Source organism: Verticiella sediminum, assembly GCF_007558815.1.
Classification (GTDB): Bacteria; Pseudomonadota; Gammaproteobacteria; order Burkholderiales; family Burkholderiaceae_B; genus Verticiella; species Verticiella sediminum.
Window position 1 is genome coordinate 22,935 of sequence record NZ_VLTJ01000010.1, and the last position, 17,499, is coordinate 40,433.

Sequence of the window (17,499 nt, forward strand, 5' to 3'; positions counted from 1 at the left end):
CGTCTAGATGTGGGCCGGGTCGGCCGCCGCGTACCAGTCGGCGATCTGGCTGCCGTTCATGAAGCAGACGTGGCGGTTGCGCATCAGCAGGTCGAGCATTTCCTCGAAGTAGCCGAAGCGATGCGGCACGCCCATCAAGTGCGGGTGCAGGCCCAGGGCCAGTACGCGCGGCTGGAGCCGGCACTCGCGCTCGAACACGGCGAGCGTGCGCTGCAGGCGCAGCAGGAACTCGGGCGAGGAGTGCTTCTCGACGGCGTAGATTACCGAATCGTTGAGATCCAGGTTGTACGGCATCTGGATCAGCCGCCGCCCGCCCGAGACGCACATCCAGTTGGGCAGGTCGTCGATCACCCAGTCGCACACGTAGTGCACGCCGGCCGCGGCGAGCAGGTCGGGCGTGTCCGCCGTCTCGCGCAGGCCCGGGCTCAGCCAGCCGCGCGGGCGCGTGCCGGTAAAGGCGGCGAGCTTGTCCAGCGCCAGTTCGATGGCCTCGGCTTCGTCGCCGCCGTGGTTGAGCGCCTTCTGGTGCACGCCGTGGCCGATGAATTCCCAGCCCGCGTCGCGCATGGCCTCGGCGGCCTGCGGGTAGGCGTCGATCACGCTGGCGTTGATGCTGGTCGAGGCGGGCAGGCCGCGCTCTGCGATGGCGTCGATCATGCGCGGCAGGCCGGCGCGCATGCCATAGTCGGCCCAACTGAAGTTCGGCACGTCGGGCACTGTGTCCTGGCCGTGCGGCGGCGTGATGATGGTGCGCGGCATGGGCGCGTCGAATCGCCAGTTCTCCACGTTGATGACCAGGTGGACCATGATCGCGCCCTCGTCGGGCGGGGTCAGGGCAGGGCGGCTGCCCGAGAAGCGATAGGGAACGCGGGGATTGGCCATGGCGGTTTCCTAGTGGCGAATCTGGCGCATGATGTCGCGCTTCAGGCGGTTGAAGACATCCGACGTGGTGAGTTCGAGCGAGCGCGGGCGCTCGATCGGCACGTCGATCCGGGTGGTGATGCGCCCCGGGCGGGCCGACATCACGTAGATGGTGTCGGCGAGCAGGATCGCCTCGTCGATGTCGTGGGTGACGAACACCACGGTCTTCTGCAGCCGGCTCCATACCGAGAGCAGCAGCTCCTGCATGGTGAGCCGGGTCTGCGCATCGAGCGCGCCGAAGGGCTCGTCCATGAGCAGCACCTGCGAGCCCAGCGTCAGCACCCGGGCGATGCCCACGCGCTGGCGCATGCCGCCCGACAACTGCACCGGCAGGTGCTTGGTGAATTGCGACAGGCCGGTGATCTCGAGCATCTCGTGCGCGTGGGCTTCGTACTCGGCCTTGGGCTTGCCGGCCATCTGCGGGCCGAACACCACGTTGTCCCAGACGTTGAGCCAGGGAAACAGCGCGGCTTCCTGGAACACCACGCCGCGCTCGGGGCCGGGCTTGGCGACCGGCTTGCCGTCGACCCGCAGTTCGCCGTCGCTGGGCTGCTCGAAACCGGCGATCAGGTTGAGCAGCGTGGACTTGCCGCAGCCCGAGGGGCCGAGCAGGGCGACGAACTCGCCCTGGCGCACCTGTAGGTCGATGTCATCGAGCGCGTGCACGGGCTGCGCGCCCGGATAGGTCTTGCTGAGCCGTTGAATGGTGATCGCGGACATGGGCGCCTCAATAGTTTTGCAGCATGCGCCAGACGAGGACGCGTTTCTCGACGAACACGATCAGGCGGTCGCTGATGAAGCCCATGAGGCCGATCGACACCATGTCGGCAAGCACGATGTCCATGCGGCCGACGTAGTAGGCGTCCCACAGCACGTAGCCCAGGCCGGACTTGACGGCCACCATCTCGGACACGATCACCGCGGTCCAGGCAATGCCCAGGCCGATGCGCAGCCCGGTGAAGATCGACGGCATGGCCGCCGGCAGCACCACACGGCGCAGCATTTGCGCAGGGCTGGCCCCCATCATGGTGGCCGCGCGCACCAGGTTGCGGTCGACGTCGCGCGCGCCCTGGGTGGTGTTCACCACGATGGGATAGAAGCCGCCCAGGAAGATCAGGAAGATCGAGCCGAAGTCGCGGATGCCGAACAGGGCGATCGAGAACGGCAGCCAGGCGGTGATCGGGATCGGCCGCAGGCCCTGCACCAGCGGGTCGATCATCTCCGAGGCGATGCGGCTCCAGCCGATCGTCAGGCCCAACGGAATGCCGAGCAGGGCCGCCATGGCGAAGCCCTGGGCCACGCGCTGGGTGGAATACCAGACGTTGGACACCCAGGTGCCGAGATAGGGGTTGAGCCCCATGCCCGGGTCCGCGAAGATCCAGTCGTACCAGGCGCGCGCGACCATGACGGGTGTCGGCACCACCCCGGCCATGCCGGGGCGCTGGCCGACCAGTTGCCAGACCACGAGGATCACGACCGGAATGACGAGCGCGAGGCCGAGCCGGCGCAGCCGGGGCGAGCCGGCAGCGCGCGCAGGGCGCGCCGCGGCTGCCGCCGGACTGCGCGGGGAGGTCATGGTTTGTGCCTTCATTTCATCACGTCTTCGAGCAGGGAGGCGTCCCAGACCTGATCGATGCTGCCGCTCACGTCCTTGGGAATCACGCCCAGTTCATTGAACACCTTGGCCTGGCGGCGCAACTGGTCGAGATCGAGCACGCCGCCGAGCTGGATGAGCTTGACCGATTCGCGCGTGACCGACTCGGGCAGGCCGGTGTACTTGGCGTAGGCCTGGGCGAAGCGCTCCGGGTCGGCGGCGAGTTCCTGCTCGCGCTTCTTGTAGTGCCACAGGAAGCACTCCAGCGCGTCGCGCTTGGTGTCGATCGTGTTGCGCGAGGCGGCGAGCAGGCCGAGCTCGGCGCCCACGGCCTTGGACTGGCTGTAGTCCATGCCGTCGCCCTCGGCGAAGTAGGCCGTGCCTTCGGCCACCAGTTGCGATTCGAAGGGCTCCCACAGGGCCACGGCGTCGACGTCGCCGCGCTGCAGGGCCTGCACGAAGGCCGTGCCGCCGCCCTGGATGTTGACCGGCGTGAACGAGTTGTACGGCGTGCCGTTCTCGGCCAGCGTGGCGGCGAACTGGAACCACACGGCCGAGCCGGGCGCGATGCCGATGCGCTTGCCGGCGATGTCGTTCCAGCTCTTGACGTCCACGCCTTTCCTGACGACGAGATGCTTGGGCGAACCCGCCACGCCGGTCAGGCCCACGATGTTGTTGTTGCCCTGGGCCAGTGCGATGGCCAGGTCGGCCGGGCCGATGCCGGCCACGTCCACCGAACCCGAGAGCAGCGCCGTGCGCGCGTCGGCGTAGCGCACGAACTCGGCGGTGGTGACTTCCACGTTGCACTGCTTCAGGTCGTCGGCCATGTACTGCATGGCCGACAGGTGGCCGACCTTGACGTTGCCCAGCGTGAGCTTCTGCGGCTGCGGCAAGGGCTGGGGCTCGGGCCCGAGCGCCCAGGCCAGGGCGCAAGCGGAGGACAGGACGGTGCTGAGGGCGAACTGGCACAGCTTCTTCATGGCGATCTCCCGGACAAGAGTGGGCAAGGCATAGGGAATGGCGGGATGGAGCTGGGTACCTCGGGTGGTCAGCGGCCGCGAAAGCGCGGCGGCCGCTTGTCCTGGAAGGCCTGCTGGCCTTCCCGGTAGTCTTCGCTGTCGAAGCACGCCTGCACGGCGGCCTCCACGCTGGCGGCGTCGGGCGCGTCGGGCTCGGCCAGGATGTGGCGCACCGCGAGCTTGGCCGCGCGCAGGGTGAGCGGGGCATTGCCAGCGATGCCGGCGACGATGCCGGCGAGTTCGTCCTCGAAGATTTCGTCGGCGAAGCTGCGGTGCACTACCCCGCAGCGCTCGGCTTCGGTGCCATCGAACATGCGCGCGGTGAAGAAAAGCTCCACGGCACGCGGCGCGCCCAGCATCTCCACCATGCGGCGCGTCGAGCGCAGGTCGTAGCCCAGGCCGAGCCGTGCCGCCGGCATCCGAAAGCGCGTGCTGGCGCTGGCATAGCGCAGGTCGCAGGCGAGCGCGAGGCCGATACCGCCGCCGATGCAGATGCCCCGGATCGCCGCAACCACGGGCTTGGCACACTGCGACAGGCTGGCCTGGGCGGCGTGCACGGCGGCGCCGTAGCGGGCGACCTGCTCGGGGCTGTCGCGCTGTTCGCCGAACTCGGAGATGTCCGCACCCGACACGAAGGCGCGCTCGCCGGCGCCGCGCAGCACCAGCACGCGCACGTCCTCGCGCTCGCCGTAGTCGCGCACCAGGCGGTGCAGTTGATCCCACATGCCGAGCGTCATGGCATTGAGCCGGCGCGGGTTGTCGATGGTCAGGGTGGCGATGCCGTCGGCGACGGTGCCGTGCACGCTCGGGGGCGTTGCGGTGGTCATGGTGGGTTCCTCACACGGCGCCGCTGTCGCGCAGTTGCTGGATGCGCGCATCGTCATAGCCGATCTCGCGCAGGATTTCGTCGGTGTGCTCGCCCCAGCCGGGCGCAGTGCGCGCGATGTCGGCCGGTGTGCGGGCGAGGGTCACGGGCTGCGTGACGAGGGTGCGCGTACCGCCCTCGACGGCGGGCACGCTGCGCACGGCGCCCAGGGCCTGCACCTGCGGGTCTTCGAGCATCTGCGGGACGGTATAGACCGGCCCCGCGGGTACGCCCACTTCGTTGAGCAGGCGTACCCAGTGCTCCACCGGCTGGCTGTCGAAGATCGCCTGCAGCTCGGCGTTCAGACGCCTGCGGTGCTTCACGCGCAGCTTCTCGGTGGTGTAGTCGGGGTCGTCCAGCCATTGCGGCCGGCCGAGCACGTCGCACAGCCGGCGCCAATTGCCCTCGCCCGAAGCACCCAGGTTGAACGGGCCGTCCGCGCCGTGGAACAGGCCCATCGGGCTGCTGGTGGGATGGTCGTTGCCCTCCTGCACGGGCACGTCGCCTTCGTTGACGTAGCGCGCGACCTGGAAGTCCATCATCGCGATCTGCGCATGCAGCAGCGAGGCGTGCACCCACTGGCCCTGGCCGGAGGTCTCGCGCTCGAGCAGGGCGGTGAGGATGCCCAGCGCGGCGTACAGCCCGGTGCTGGAATCGGCCACCGCGAGGCCCGCGCGCACCGGCCCCTGGCCCGGCAGGCCGGTGACCGACATCAGCCCGCCCATGCCCTGGATGATCTGGTCGAAGCCCGGGCGCCGGGCATACGGGCCGTCCTGGCCGAAGCCGGAGATGCTTGCGAGGATGATGCGCGGATTGATCTCGCGCAGCGAGGCATAGTCCACGCCCAGCCGCTGCTTGACGTCGGGGCGCCAGTTCTCGACCACCACGTCGGCATCCTTGACCAGGGCGCGGAACACGGCGAGCCCTTCGGGCTTCTTCAGGTTCAGGGTGAGCGAGCGCTTGTTGCGGTTCAGGTTCTGGAAGTCGCCGCTCCAGCGGTCGGCGGCGAACATCGCCTCGTTCGGATCGACCCCGGGCGGCGGCTCGATGCGGATCACGTCGGCGCCGAAGTCCGCGAGCATGCGCACGCAGGTGGGGCCCGCGCGAACGCGCGACAGGTCCAGCACGCGGAAGCGCTTGAGCGCGGTCGAGGCCTGGATGCGTGGCATGCGATGTCTCCGGTGATGTCTCAGGGGGTGGGCGTGCCGGTGCGCGGCCAGGCGACGCGCGCGGCGAGCGCGAGCAGGGCGAGTTCGCTGGCCGGCGCGCCGATCAACTGCGCGCTGAGCGGACGGCCGCGCGCGTCGACGCCGACCGGCACGCTGACCGCGGGCAGGCCGAGGTAGTTGACGAAGGCGGTCCAGGAGAAGAGCGCGAGCAGTGCGCGCGCCTGAAAGCCGGGCGATGCGGTGTGGACCTCGGACCAGTCGGGTACGCCGTCGGGCAGGACGGGCGTCACGAGTACGTCGTGCGCGGCGAAGAGCGTGTCGAGCAGGCGCTGGCGGTGGCCGGCGCGCGCCTCCAGCGCGGCCCGGTACCAGGCGCCGGGCAGGATGCTGCCCGGCACCGCGACCGCGCGCGTACCCGGCGCGAGCGGACGGGTGTCGTCGCGCAGCCGGTCGGCATGCACGCGTGCGGCCTCGACATTGAGCAGCAGGTCGGCGCAGCGCACCCATTCCGGCAGATCGGGCAGCGCGACCGTCTCGACGCGCCCCAGCCTCCCGGCAGCTTGCTGCAGCGCGGCGCGCATGTCGTCGTTCACCGGGCGCACGGGGTTCGGCCGTTCCAGGCACAGCGCCACGCGCACGGCCGCACCGGCTGGCGTCGGGGAAGCGGACGTTTCCCGCTGCCCGGCCATGACGAGAAAGAGCGCGCGCGCATCCTCGGCGCTGTGCGCGAGCACGCCCACCGTGTCCAGCGAGGGCGAGAGCGGAAATACCCCCGCGGCGTCGATGGCCTCGGGGCCGGGCTTGAGACCGAGCACGCCGCAGGTGGCGGCGGGGATGCGCACCGAGCCCGCGGTGTCGGTGCCGAGCGCGCCGTAGCACAGTCCGGCCGCCACCGCCACGGCCGAGCCGCTGGAGGAGCCGCCGACCGCGGCCGCGGGGTCCACGGGATTGATCGGGCGGGGCAGATGCGGGTTCTCGCCGGTGGCGCCGCAGGCGAACTCGGCCATGGCGAGCATGCCCAGGCCGTGCGCCCCGGCCATGCGCAGGCGCTGCACCGCGGTGGCTTCGGCGACGCCGGTGTCCTGCGCCCAGGGCGTGCCGCAGCGGGGCTGGCGTCCGGCGACGGCGACGATGTCCTTGTATGCCACGCCGACGCCGGCCAGCGGCAGCGTCGGATCGGACAGGCGGCTGGCGTCGTGGGCCAAGACATCGGTGGCGCAGCCGTAGCGGGCGGCGCCATCGCGAAAGCGGCGGTGCTGCGCGTCGAGCGCGGCCGGCAGGCTCACCGTGCCCTCGCGCAGCGCCGCGCGCAGGCCGGCCACCGAATCGGGCAGCGTGGCCACGTCAGCCCCGGCCCTGCATCGGCGGCGCCAGCCGTTGCCAGACACGGGCGGCAGCCTTGGTCTCGACCGGGCTGGCGGCGATGCCCTGCGCAGCGAGCATGATGGCGATCGCCTGCGCCAGACGTTCGCCCTGGCCGGCGTCAGTGGTTGCATGCGTTGGGGTAAGCTGCTGCGTCATTACAATTACACCCACATTTTGTATGCTGCATTGGCGTATAAATATATTTATAGGCGCGCTTGGCATACGACGCAACGATTATTTTTCATTCGACCGACATGAAAATCAGCGAACGCATCCGCGTGTCCATCGAGAACGACATCCGCGACGGCGTCCTGCTGCCGGGGGACCCCATCGACGAGCAGGATCTGGCACGCACGCATGCGGCGTCACGCACGCCGGTGCGCGAAGCCCTGCTGCAGTTGCAGGCCCAGGGGCTGCTCATCAGCCAGCCGCGCGCCGGCATGGTGGTCGCCAAGATGGATGTACAAGGCCTGCTCGCGATCTGGGAGCTGCTGGCCGAGATGGAGGCCGTGGGTGCGCGCTTCGCCTGCGAACGCATGACCCGCGACCAGCTCGACGAGCTGACCACGCTGCACGAGAGCGCCCGCGCCATCGTCGAGGCCGAGGACGTGGAAGGCTGGCGCCGCGTCAACCAGGAATTCCACGAGGTGCTCTACAGGGCCGCCGGCAACCTCTACCTGCGCCAGGAACTGACCCGGCTGCGCGCCCGCACCGGCGCCTACCTGCGCCAGGCCTTCATTGCCCTGGGCCACGTGAAGGCCTCGTACGAGCAGCACGGCGAAATCCTCGCCGCCCTGCAGGCGCGGGACGCGGACGCCGCGCATCGCGCCATGGTGCATCACGTCAGCCTGGACCACGGTGCGCGGGGCCTGCGCAACTTTCTGATCAACCTGCCGAAGTCGATGTTGAATCCGTGAGCTGCGGCCGCCGGTTTAGCGGTAGACGCTCGAGAAAAGTTCGCGACTCTCGAAATCCGTTCAGATTTCGCGTGAAATTCCGGGATCTTTCGAAAAGCGCTTATAACGGACGCCGCTCGTTGGGCTCATCGTCGTTCGGCGAGGGGAACGAGAAGGTTTCGCCTACGGCCTGTTCGATTCGGTCGAGAACCTCGGCGGGGAGGTGGGCATACTGTTCTCGCCGGTTCGGGGTAGCCGACCTTGCAACAGCACGCGCCGAAATCCCTCAGCCGCCTGCGCAACCCAGCCGCGCGAGGCTGGCGCGTGCCTCCGCCAGCAAGGTGGCCACCGTCCGCGCCACGCTTTCGCTGCATTCGACGAAGCCGATCGCCGGGCCGCAGGAGAGCATGCCCTGGTCGCTGTCGCCTTCGGTGTAGGCGAACCGGCGGGTGAGCGCGCCGGATACCAGCGGGGCATACACGGCATAGTCGCGCTCGCCTGCCGCTTCCATCTCGGCCACGCGCAGGGAAGTGCGGTTGCGCAGCACGCGCCAGGTGCGGCCGAGCGAGCCGAAGACGCGGATGCTGGCGTTCTCGTCGGCGGCCACGATGGCGGCCTTGTAGGCTTCGTGGGCCCAGATCTCGGCGCAGGCCAGAAAGCGCGAGCCCATGACGACGGCGTCGGCGCCCAGGGCGAGGGCGGAGACGATCTGCCCGCCGCTGCCGATGCCCCCGCCCAGGACCAGCGGCACCTCGAGCCGGCGGGCGGCGAGCGCGCCCAGCACGCTGGTGGGCAGTTCGCCCGGCCCGGGGTGGCCGCCTTCCTCCATGCCGACCAGGCCGACGAAGTCGGCGCCGGCCGCTTGCGCGGCGCGGGCGTGGCGCAGCGCCGCGCACTTGTGCAGCAGGATGCCGCCGCCGGCGTGGATGCGCGCGATCAGGTCGGGTTCGGGCAGGCTGCCCGCGGTCTCGAAGGCGCTGATGCCCTGCTCCAGGGCGGCGTCGAGCATTTGCACGACCGGGCCGTTGTCGCTATGCCGGGACAAAGTGAAGTTCACGCCCACGGGCGCGCCCTCGGCCAGTCCGCGCGCCTGTTCCAGCCCGCGCGAGAAGGCCGCCACGTCGGGGAACGAACGCGCGGTCATGAAACCCAGGCAGCCGGCGCGGCCCAGGGCCGCGACGAAGCCGGGGTCGGACAGCCACATCATGCCGCCGCCCAGGATGGGATGGCGGATGCCGAAGGCGCGCGTGATCGGCGTCTGGGGTAGAACCCGATCCAGCGTGGCGTGCACGCTGTCCAGATCGGTGTCGGTGTTCATGGGGTCTCTCCAGCAGGGCATCTTCGGCGCGCAGGACGGTGGCGAGGATGCGTTGTCTTCCGGGCGCGCCATCTCCGGGTGACGGCGCTCAAGCCCTCGGCCGCTGCGCGGGGAACTCGGGCTCGCCCTCCGTGCGCAGCGCGGCGGCGGTGGTGGGTGTGGGCGGCATGCCGTCGATGCGTACCGGGAAGCGGCACATCGGCCCGGCCTCGGTGTCGGCGTACATGCCGCGCGCCACGAAATGCGGCACCTCGTGCAGCGTGGCCGGGTCGCGTACCGGCATGGCGGGCACGTCGGCGCGGGTGAGGTGCGCCATGAGCGCATCGGTATCCCAGGCGGCGCAGGCCTGCGCGAGCCGGGCGTTGATGGCCTGCGCCCGCGCCTGGCGCGCCGGCGCCCGCGCGTAGGCTTCGCCGCCGTATTCGCCGAGGTCCAGGCTGGCGGCCAGGCGCCGCCAGAAGTGGTCCTCCAGGGCGCCGATGGTGATGTAGCCGTCGCGGCAGGCGAAGACGCCATAGGCGGCGCGGCCCATGCGCTGCCGCTTGGCCTGCGTATCGCCGCCGCCGGGTTCGACGCGCAGCGCGGCCAGGCGCGGGTTCATCCAGTGCAGCGGGCCGTCGGTGAGCGCGACGTCCAGGTGCTGGCCGCGGCCCGTTCGTTCGCGCTGGTAGAGCGCGGTCATGAGGGCCGCCGTGGCGTAGGTGGCGCCGGCGAGGTCGGCCACCGGCACCCCGGCGCCGTTGATGGGCGGGCCGTCCGGTGTGCCGGCCAGCGCCAGCACGCCCGCGGCTGCGAGATAGTTGGCGTCGTGCCCGGGCAGGGCGGCATCCGGGCCGTCGTGGCCGTAGCCGCTCAGCGACACGTAGACCAGGCGGGGATGCCGTTCGCGCAGGCTGGCGGGGTCCAGCCCGTACTTGGCCATCACGCCGGGTCGATAGGACTCGACCAGGACGTCGGCGCGGCCCACCCAGTCCATCACGCGCGCGCGTTGCCCGGGCTCGCGCAGGTCGACCAGGAAGCTCTGCTTGCCGCGGTTGACGGCGGCATACAGGTGCGGCGCCATGCGCCGCAGGTTGTCGCCGTGCGGCGGGCGCTCCACGCGGATCACCGTCGCGCCCAGGTCGGCCAGGTTCTGCGTGAAGAAAGGCCCCGGCAGCAATTCGCTGAAATCGAGCACGACCAGGCCGTCCAGCGGCGCGGCGGGCTGCGCGGTAGGGAAAGCGCTCCCTGGCATCGTGGTGTCTCCTCGTTCTCTAAACTTGCTTGTTATTCACACAGTATGTGGCACGCCATCTCGGCAGGCAAGGATCGCGTCGATGGCCTTTGTCCCGCCGACGCGCCGCGGCGACAGCGCGCAAGGGCGGCAAGCCCACGCGCGCCGGCCGGGCCCGTCAACGGGTCACGATGACCGCATCGAGCGGATACGCGCCCTCGCCCTCGCGGCCCACCCAGACCGGGTTCAGGTCCATTTCGTGGATCGCGGCGCCGCGCGCGACGACGAAGTCCGACACCTGCACCAGCAGGCGCACCAGCGCCGCCTCGTCGCGCGGCGGCTGGCCTCGGGCGCCGGCGAGCAGCGGATGGCATTGCAGCTCGCGCAGCATGGCCTTGGCCTCGCCGGCCGAGAGCGGCAGCATGCGCCGAGCGACGTCGTGGAAAATCTCCACGTAGATACCGCCCAGGCCCACGGTCATCATCGGCCCGAGCACCGGATCGCGCGAGATGCCGACCAGCAGTTCCAGCCCGCCCTGCGGCGCCATGGGTTCGATCAGCACGCCGTCGATGCGCGCATCGGGCCGGGCCTTGCGCACGGCGGCCTGGATCGCATCCCAGGCGGCGCCCACGGCGGCGTCATCCGAGAGGTCCAGGCGCACGCCGCCCACGTCGGACTTGTGCTGGATGTCCGGGCTCAGCACCTTGGCGACCACCGGCCCGCGCGCCTCGCGCGCCACGGACAGCGCTTCGTCGCGGCTGCGCGCCGCTTGCGCCATGGGTACGTGGATGCCCGCATCGCGCAGTGCGGTCTTGCCTTCCAGTTCGGTCAGCGTGCGAATGGGCGCATCGGCGTCGGCGGTGGGAGCCTCGAGCAGGGCCGGTCTGAAACCGGGCTCGCGCGCGGCGAGCCAGCGGCCGTAGTCCACCCAGCGGCGCAGCGCCTTCACCCCCTTGCTGACGCTGCGCATCGGCGCGATGCCGGCGTCGCGCAGGATGCGGTAGCCCTCGCCGGTGCGCTCGCTCATCCAGATCGGCACCACGGGTACCTCGCTCTGCGCCTGGGCCGCGGCCACGCGGCGCGAGATCACCGCGGTCACCTCGCCGTAGTCCAGCGCCATGGGCAGCACGACCATCGCCACGCCGGGGTCGCGGCAGACCGCGAGCAGGGTCTTCTCGATCAGGCTGTCGTCGGCCAGCACCGCGGTGGTGGTGTCGATCGGGTTGACGATCGAGGCATAGCTCGGCAGCAGCTCGCGCAGCACGCCGGTAGTCCCGTCGGCGAAGGGTGCCAGGGTGAGTTTGGCCAGGCCGATGGCATCGGCGGTCATGGCGGTGGTGCCGCCCGAGGAGCAGTACACCGCGAAGCCGGGTTCGGGCTCGCCGGCGGGGTTGGGCTGCGGCTTGGCGCGCGCGAGCAGCCAGGCGGTATCGGCGAGTTCGTCGATGTCGTCGACCTCGATGATGCCGAGCTGGCGGAACACTGCGCTGTTGACCTCGGCCGAGCCGGTGATGGACGCGGTGTGCGATTGCGCGGCCTTGCTGCCGTACTCGGAGCGGCCCACCTTGAAGGCGACGATGGGCTTGCCGCGCGCGGCGGCATGCTGCACGGCGCGCACGAAGCGCGGGCCGTCGTTGATGCCTTCCACCAGCATGGCGATCACCTCGATGCCCGGAGTGTCGGCCATGGCCTCGACGAAGTCCGCGACCTGCAGGTCGAGCTCGTTGCCGGTCGAGGCCCACAGGCCGATGCCTACGCCGCGGTCCATGGCCTGCATGATGTTGCGGCCCAGGCCGCCGCCCTGCGTGACCAGGCCGATGGGGCCGGCGCGCAGGTCGTGGCGGAACGAGGGCGAGAAGGTGAAGCCGATGCGCTCGTTGACATTGCACAGGCCGGGGCAGTTGGGCCCGTAGATGCGCATGCCGGTCTCGGCCACCACGCGGCGCAGGCGCTCGGCGTATTCGATGCCCTCGCCGCCGCCCTCGCCGAAGCCCGAGGTGAAGACCACCGCATAGCGCACGCCCAGCCGGCCGCAGTCTTCCAGGGCCGGCACGGCGGCCTCGGCGGGCACGGCGACGATCACCATCTCGGGCACTTCCGGCAGCTCCTTGACCGAGGGATAGCAGGGCCGCTCGCCGATGCGCTCGCGGCGGGCGTTGACGAGATGGACCTGGCCGTGGAAGTCGGAATGCTCGACCAGGTTCGCCAGGGTGCGCCCGCCGATGCTCGACGGGTTGTCCGAGGCGCCGATGAGGGCGACGCTGCGCGGGTTGAATAGACGGGTGAGATCGCTTGCGGTGCGACTTTCCATGGTCATCTTGCCGCTCCCTCAGGCGATCGCCGACATGCCGAGGATCTCGCGCCCGACGATGAGCGTCTGGATCTCGGTCGTGCCCTCGGGGATCATGCCGCCGCGCGTGTCGCGGAAGATGCGCTCGATCGGGTAGTCGGTGGAGTAGCCCAGCCCGCCATGCACCTGCAGGGCCATGTTGGCCACCTCGTGGGCCGTCTCGGTGGCGTAGAGCTTGGCGATCGAGCATTCGCGGCGGGCCGCCTCGCCGCGCTGCAGCGCCTGGGCGGCGCGCAGGCCCAGGGCGCGCGCGGCCTCCACGCGCACGGCCATGTCCACGATGTGTTTCTGGACCAGTTGGAAGCTGCCGATCAGGCGCCCGAACTGCTTGCGCGTCTTGACGTAGTCGATCGACAGGTCGAGCGCGTGCTGGGCTGCGCCCACCGCGCCCATGGCGATGTTCAGGCGGGCGCCGTCCAGGCCCGACAGCACCTTGCTGAAGGCCTGGCCTTCCTCGCCGAGCAGGTTCTCGCGCGGGATCTTCACGTCGGCGAAGGAGAGTTCGGCCGTGCCGGTGCAGCGCAGCACCATGGTGTCCAGGCGGCGCACCTCATACGGCGCGACATCGCGCTCGATGATGAAGAGCGAGAGCTTGCCGTCGCATTCGGGGCTGAAGGTGCGCGCGACCACGATGGCGAAGTCGGCCCAGGCGCCGTTGGTGATCCAGAGCTTGCGCCCGTTGAGCACGTAGTGATCGCCGCGCAGCTCGGCGCGGGTCTGGATGCCCGCCACGTTCGAGCCGGTGTCGGGTTCGGTGATGCCCATGCAGGGCTTGCGCCGGCCTTCGAGCAGGGGCTGCAGAAAGCGCGCCTTCTGGTCGGGCGTGCCGAGCGCGTGCAGGCGGTTGATGGCGCCGTTGGTGATGTTGAGCAGCGTGCGCAGGGACATCCACGCATAGCCCGCCTCTTCCATGAGCATGGCCCAGGTGAGGTAGTCCAGGTCCATGCCGCCGTCGGCCTCGGGCAGCATGCCGCCGACGTAGCCGAAGTCGCGCAGGCCGGCCAGCACCTCGAACGGGAAGCTGCGTTCGGCCTCGTGGCGCACGATGTGCGGCGTCACGTGTTCGCGTATGTAGCGTCGGATGCTGTCGCGCAGGACGGCCTGCTCGTTGTCCAGCGTGGTTGTCATGTCGTCTCCTCTCCTTGGGGTCTCAGGTGGCGGGTGCCGCGCGCGCCGTGTTGCGCCGGCGGGTCTTGAGGGGCGCGGGGCGCGCCGTGGCGTCCCGCGGGTCGAATACGCTCGCCTGCACGTCGAGCAGGGTGCGCAGATAGTGCTCGCGGTTCTCATCGATGCGTTCCTGCGGGCCGGTGAGCGAGATCGCGACGGGTTCGCCGCCCACGTGACCGCCGACGGCCAGCGCGCCGACGCCCTGGATGCCCTCGCTGCGCGTCTCGGCCCAGCCGCGTTCGCGGACCTCCTGGACGGCGCGTTCGACGAGCGCCGGGTCGGTGATGCTGGCGGGCGTGAGCTTCTTCAGCGACTTGAGGCGCAACTGGCGGGCGGCCTCCTCGGGATCGACCTGGGCGAGCAGGGCCTTGCCCAGCCCCGAGCCGTGCAGGGCCATCTTCTCGCCGATCTTCATGACGTAGCGCAGAGCGTATTTGCCTTCCTGGATGCCGATGATGCGCACGAAGCCGTGCTCCAGACGGCCGCACAGCGCGGTCTCGCCGGTTTTCTCGGACAGCAGGTCGATGGCCTCGCGGCTGACCTGCAGCAGCGGGTCGTTCTCGGCGATGGCCTGGGCGGCCGCGAGCAGGCGGCCGGTGGGATAGAAGCGCTTGCTGCGCGCCGTGCGGGTGACGTAGCCCGCTTGATACAGCGTGTGCAGCAGATCGGCACAGCTACTGTCGGCCACGCCGATGAAGCGGGCGATTTCGGAGTTCGACAGCTCGCGCTGCTCGCGGGCGAACACTTCGAAGATGGACATTGCGCGGGCGACTGCGGGGACGGTTGCGGCCAAGGTGTTCTCCGGTATTTCGTGAAAGTTGAACCCCGGAGATTGTGCCAAAAGCCAGGAAAACATTGGTTTGGGCGAGAAATCGCGCTTGCAATGACCGCGATTTATTACGCTATACTGAACTCTATCACGGAATACCGTGATTAGAGAACGACAAACCACGGAATCCCGGGCGGGTTCCGCACACAGGAGGAGACGCGATGAAGCAGACGATTCGAGCGGGCATGCTGGCGCTCGGGCTGGCCCTGGCCGCCACAGCGGGCGCCGCCGAATTCCCCGAGAGGGCGATCACGTGGGTGGTGCCCTACACCCCCGGTGGCGTCACCGATCACACCTCGCGCATGATCGGCAAGCTCATGTCCGACGACCTCGGCCAGCCGGTGGTGGTGGACAACAAGCCGGGCGCGGGCGGCATGCTCGGCACCGAGCAGTTCACGCGGGCGCCGGCCGATGGCTACACCATCCTGTACGGCACGCAGGGCACGCTCGCCACCAGCCCCTGGCTGTACAAGACCGTCAAGTACGACCCCCTCAAGGACTTCGTGCCGGTGCACGGCATGCTGGCCTCGCCCACGATCCTGGTGACGAGCGCGAATGGCCGCTTCAAGGATCTGCAGGAGCTGATCGCGTACGCGAAGGCCAACCCCGGCAAGGTCAACATGGGCTCGGCCGGCATGGGCACGGGCAGCCACCTGGCGGGCGAACTGTTCCAGACCGCCGCGGGCGTCGAGTTCACCCATGTGCCGTACAAGGGCAGCGGCCCCGCGCTCAACGACCTGCGCGGCGGCGCCATCGACATCCTGTTCGACTACATGGTGAGTTCCACGCCGCACCTGCAAGCGGGCGCGATACGCGCGCTGGCGGTGACGGGCGGCAAGCGGCTCGCCGCCCTGCCGGACACGCCCACCATCGCCGAGGCAGGCTATCCCGATGCGCAGACCACGAGCTGGGCCGGCATCTTCGTGCCGGCCGGTACGCCCGCGCCGGTGGTCGAGCGCCTGTCGGCCTCGATGGACAAGGCGCTGGCGTCCGACACTGTCCAGGCCTACGCACGCGATTTCGGCAGCGAACCGCTGGCCGGGCTGTCGCAGGACAGATTCGCTGCGTTCCTGCGCGACGAGCTTGCACGCTGGAAGACGGTGGTCGAGAAGGCCAACGTACAGCTCGACTGAACCCCGTGCCGCGGCCGCCGGGCCGCGGTCCCAATCTAGGAAGATCCATGACTCAACCTGCAGACCCGGTCCAGCCGGCCATGTACGTCGATGCCGGCGACGGCACGCTCGATCTGCTGTTCCTCGAGTGCGGCCATTGCGGCAGCCTGTCCTTTCCCGCCAGCGCCTACGGCTGCCGGCAGTGCGGCGCGCCGGCCGAGGCCGGCCGCACGGCGCGTCGGCCGGGCCGGGCGCGCCTGCGCCAGTTCGCGACGGTGCACCAGAACCTGTCGCCCGCGCTGCCTGCGCCGTACGTGGTGGGGGAATTGGAACTGGCGCCCGGTCTGGTGGAAGAGGGCGTGCTCGGCGTGGCCGATGAGGCCGGCCTGCAGCCCGGCATGGCCATGCGTGCCGTGCCCGTGACGACCGCGGATGGTCGATACGCCTGCCGCTTCGTTCCCGCCGGGGAGGCTGCGTGATGGCCAGGGCTCTGATCGAACGCGCAATCGGCGCCGGCCGCGCCCTGCAGCAGAACCCGGTCTATGTGATCGGCATCGGCATGCACCGCTACCAGTTCGCCAGCGAAACGCCCTACGTGCCCATGGGACTGACGGCGGTGCGCGAGGCGCTGGCGGACGCGCGCGTGGCGTGGCCCCAGGTGCAGGCCGCCTATGTGGGTACATCGGCCATCGGCATGGCCACGGGCCGCGTCATGCTGCGGCACCTGGGGTCGACCGGGCTTGCGGTAACGCAGGTGGAAAGCGCTTCCGCCTCGGGCTGCGCCGCCTTCCGCCAGGCCTGCCTCGATGTGGCCGCCGGCGAGAGCGACATCGCGCTGGCCCTGGGCGTGGACAAGCCGGGCGATTCGCGCCGTGCCGCGGACAAGGACGGGCTGGGCCGCCTGTCGCCCACGGCCAACATCCCCGCGGTCAAGTTCGCCTTGATGGCGCGCGGGTATCTCGCGCGCTATGGCCTGCCGGTCGAGGCGATGGCGCGCGTCGCGGTGAAGAACCACGGCAATGCCGCGCTCAACCCCTATGCCCAGTTCCGCAAGCCGCGCACGCTGGAGCAGGTGCTGGGCTCGCCCAAGGTGGTGGGCGATCTCACGGTGCAGCAGTGCTGCCCGCGCGGCGAGGGCGCGGCGGCGGTGATCGTGGCCTCGGGCGCGGCCCTGGACCGGCTGGGCTACCCCAAGGCGCGGGCGGTGCGCGTGCTGGCTTCGGTGGCGACCAGCGAGACCCTGGGCACCGAAACCGAGCCGCCGGCCGAGGAGCTGGTGCGCACTTCCACCGAACTCGCCTACGCGCAAGCCGGCATCGGCGCGGCCGACCTGGATCTGATCGAGCTGCACGAAGCCTTCTCCATCGAGGAACTGATCTACACCGAGGCCATGGGCCTGTGCGCACCCGGCGAGGGGGCGGCCTGCCTGGCCGACGGCGCTACGCAGATCGGCGGGCGCTGTGCCGTGAACGCCTCGGGCGGCTTGCTCGGCATGGGGCATCCCATCGGCCCTACGGGCGTCGGCCAGGTGGCCGAGATCACCCGCCAGATCCGCGGCGAGGCCGCAGGCCGGCAGCACCCGAACGCGCGCGTGGGTCTGGCCCACATGATCGGGCTGGGCTCGGTGGCGTTCGCGCACGTGCTGGCCGGATGGCGCGACGCAACCTGAGCAGGAGACACC

At 70.3% G+C, this 17,499-nt stretch carries 17 protein-coding genes; 4 read left to right on the forward strand and 13 right to left on the reverse strand.

Features of this window, described 5'->3' with window-relative positions; genetic code table 11:
* Positions 1-3 precede the first annotated feature (3 nt).
* From FOZ76_RS06130 to FOZ76_RS27885, 8 genes are all read right to left on the reverse strand, one after another.
* The gene (locus tag FOZ76_RS06130) at positions 4-882 is read right to left on the reverse strand and encodes a polysaccharide deacetylase family protein (RefSeq protein ID WP_143947260.1); all 879 of its coding nucleotides are present in this window, start codon (positions 880-882) and stop codon (positions 4-6) included.
* Between the two features lie 9 nt (positions 883-891).
* Positions 892-1,641 carry an ABC transporter ATP-binding protein gene (locus FOZ76_RS06135; protein ID WP_143947261.1) on the reverse strand — a complete coding sequence of 250 codons (750 nt, stop codon included), beginning with the start codon at positions 1,639-1,641 and terminating at the stop codon, positions 892-894.
* 7 nt (positions 1,642-1,648) lie between these two features.
* Entirely contained in the window at positions 1,649-2,497 is an 849-nt protein-coding gene (locus FOZ76_RS06140; RefSeq protein WP_143947262.1) for an ABC transporter permease, read from the reverse strand.
* Between the two features lie 11 nt (positions 2,498-2,508).
* Entirely contained in the window at positions 2,509-3,495 is a 987-nt protein-coding gene (locus FOZ76_RS06145; RefSeq protein ID WP_143947263.1) for an ABC transporter substrate-binding protein, read from the reverse strand.
* A 68-nt stretch (positions 3,496-3,563) separates the two neighbouring features.
* Positions 3,564-4,361, reverse strand: coding sequence for an enoyl-CoA hydratase (locus FOZ76_RS06150; protein ID WP_143947264.1), 798 nt, complete (start codon positions 4,359-4,361; stop codon positions 3,564-3,566).
* Between the two features lie 10 nt (positions 4,362-4,371).
* The gene (locus tag FOZ76_RS06155; RefSeq protein WP_143947265.1) at positions 4,372-5,568 is read right to left on the reverse strand and encodes a CaiB/BaiF CoA transferase family protein; all 1,197 of its coding nucleotides are present in this window, start codon (positions 5,566-5,568) and stop codon (positions 4,372-4,374) included.
* A gap of 20 nt (positions 5,569-5,588) precedes the next feature.
* Complete coding sequence (locus tag FOZ76_RS06160; RefSeq protein WP_246129319.1) at positions 5,589-6,911, reverse strand: amidase; 1,323 nt, start codon at positions 6,909-6,911, stop codon at positions 5,589-5,591.
* Position 6,912: 1 nt separating this feature from the next.
* Positions 6,913-7,089 (reverse strand): hypothetical protein, encoded by a 177-nt coding sequence (locus FOZ76_RS27885; RefSeq protein ID WP_246129320.1) that lies wholly within the window; start codon positions 7,087-7,089, stop codon positions 6,913-6,915.
* A 98-nt stretch (positions 7,090-7,187) separates the two neighbouring features.
* Here FOZ76_RS27885 and FOZ76_RS06165 point away from each other — a divergent pair, with 98 nt between their 5' ends.
* Entirely contained in the window at positions 7,188-7,850 is a 663-nt protein-coding gene (locus FOZ76_RS06165) for a GntR family transcriptional regulator (RefSeq protein WP_143947267.1), read from the forward strand.
* A 265-nt stretch (positions 7,851-8,115) separates the two neighbouring features.
* On the opposite strand, the gene FOZ76_RS06170 is transcribed toward FOZ76_RS06165, so the two are convergent.
* From FOZ76_RS06170 to FOZ76_RS06190, 5 genes are all read right to left on the reverse strand, one after another.
* Positions 8,116-9,147, reverse strand: a complete 1,032-nt coding sequence (locus FOZ76_RS06170) for an NAD(P)H-dependent flavin oxidoreductase (protein WP_143947268.1) — start codon at positions 9,145-9,147, stop codon at positions 8,116-8,118.
* An 88-nt stretch (positions 9,148-9,235) separates the two neighbouring features.
* On the reverse strand, positions 9,236-10,381 hold the full coding sequence (locus FOZ76_RS06175) for a CaiB/BaiF CoA transferase family protein (protein ID WP_143947269.1): 1,146 nt from the start codon (positions 10,379-10,381) through the stop codon (positions 9,236-9,238).
* Between the two features lie 157 nt (positions 10,382-10,538).
* A complete protein-coding gene (locus FOZ76_RS06180) occupies positions 10,539-12,677 on the reverse strand; it encodes an acetate--CoA ligase family protein (RefSeq protein WP_246129321.1) in 2,139 nt (712 codons plus the stop codon).
* Positions 12,678-12,689: 12 nt separating this feature from the next.
* Positions 12,690-13,838, reverse strand: a complete 1,149-nt coding sequence (locus tag FOZ76_RS06185; RefSeq protein WP_143947270.1) for an acyl-CoA dehydrogenase family protein — start codon at positions 13,836-13,838, stop codon at positions 12,690-12,692.
* Between the two features lie 22 nt (positions 13,839-13,860).
* Positions 13,861-14,718, reverse strand: coding sequence for an IclR family transcriptional regulator (locus FOZ76_RS06190; RefSeq protein WP_342781865.1), 858 nt, complete (start codon positions 14,716-14,718; stop codon positions 13,861-13,863).
* 149 nt (positions 14,719-14,867) lie between these two features.
* Here FOZ76_RS06190 and FOZ76_RS06195 point away from each other — a divergent pair, with 149 nt between their 5' ends.
* From FOZ76_RS06195 to FOZ76_RS06205, 3 genes are read left to right on the forward strand one after another with little or no spacing between them, the layout of a single operon-like run.
* Complete coding sequence (locus tag FOZ76_RS06195) at positions 14,868-15,839, forward strand: Bug family tripartite tricarboxylate transporter substrate binding protein (protein ID WP_143947272.1); 972 nt, start codon at positions 14,868-14,870, stop codon at positions 15,837-15,839.
* A 47-nt stretch (positions 15,840-15,886) separates the two neighbouring features.
* Positions 15,887-16,297, forward strand: a complete 411-nt coding sequence (locus FOZ76_RS06200; RefSeq protein WP_143947273.1) for a Zn-ribbon domain-containing OB-fold protein — start codon at positions 15,887-15,889, stop codon at positions 16,295-16,297.
* Positions 16,297-17,487: a thiolase family protein gene (locus FOZ76_RS06205; RefSeq protein ID WP_143947274.1), complete on the forward strand. Its 1,191-nt coding sequence runs from the start codon at positions 16,297-16,299 to the stop codon at positions 17,485-17,487. The genes FOZ76_RS06200 and FOZ76_RS06205 overlap by 1 nt, the downstream gene beginning before the upstream one ends.
* The last annotated feature ends 12 nt before the right edge of the window (positions 17,488-17,499 follow it).

Coding starts and splice junctions, on each gene's coding strand:
- FOZ76_RS06130 (WP_143947260.1), bottom strand. CDS start 882: ATGGCCAATCCCCGCGTTCCCTATCGCTTCTCGGGCAGCCGCCCTGCC.
- FOZ76_RS06170 (WP_143947268.1), bottom strand. CDS start 9,147: ATGAACACCGACACCGATCTGGACAGCGTGCACGCCACGCTGGATCGG.
- FOZ76_RS06180 (WP_246129321.1), bottom strand. CDS start 12,677: ATGACCATGGAAAGTCGCACCGCAAGCGATCTCACCCGTCTATTCAAC.
- FOZ76_RS27885 (WP_246129320.1), bottom strand. CDS start 7,089: ATGACGCAGCAGCTTACCCCAACGCATGCAACCACTGACGCCGGCCAG.
- FOZ76_RS06205 (WP_143947274.1), top strand. CDS start 16,297: ATGGCCAGGGCTCTGATCGAACGCGCAATCGGCGCCGGCCGCGCCCTG.
- FOZ76_RS06200 (WP_143947273.1), top strand. CDS start 15,887: ATGACTCAACCTGCAGACCCGGTCCAGCCGGCCATGTACGTCGATGCC.
- FOZ76_RS06140 (WP_143947262.1), bottom strand. CDS start 2,497: ATGACCTCCCCGCGCAGTCCGGCGGCAGCCGCGGCGCGCCCTGCGCGC.
- FOZ76_RS06185 (WP_143947270.1), bottom strand. CDS start 13,838: ATGACAACCACGCTGGACAACGAGCAGGCCGTCCTGCGCGACAGCATC.
- FOZ76_RS06155 (WP_143947265.1), bottom strand. CDS start 5,568: ATGCCACGCATCCAGGCCTCGACCGCGCTCAAGCGCTTCCGCGTGCTG.
- FOZ76_RS06175 (WP_143947269.1), bottom strand. CDS start 10,381: ATGCCAGGGAGCGCTTTCCCTACCGCGCAGCCCGCCGCGCCGCTGGAC.
- FOZ76_RS06135 (WP_143947261.1), bottom strand. CDS start 1,641: ATGTCCGCGATCACCATTCAACGGCTCAGCAAGACCTATCCGGGCGCG.
- FOZ76_RS06165 (WP_143947267.1), top strand. CDS start 7,188: ATGAAAATCAGCGAACGCATCCGCGTGTCCATCGAGAACGACATCCGC.
- FOZ76_RS06150 (WP_143947264.1), bottom strand. CDS start 4,361: ATGACCACCGCAACGCCCCCGAGCGTGCACGGCACCGTCGCCGACGGC.
- FOZ76_RS06145 (WP_143947263.1), bottom strand. CDS start 3,495: ATGAAGAAGCTGTGCCAGTTCGCCCTCAGCACCGTCCTGTCCTCCGCT.
- FOZ76_RS06195 (WP_143947272.1), top strand. CDS start 14,868: ATGAAGCAGACGATTCGAGCGGGCATGCTGGCGCTCGGGCTGGCCCTG.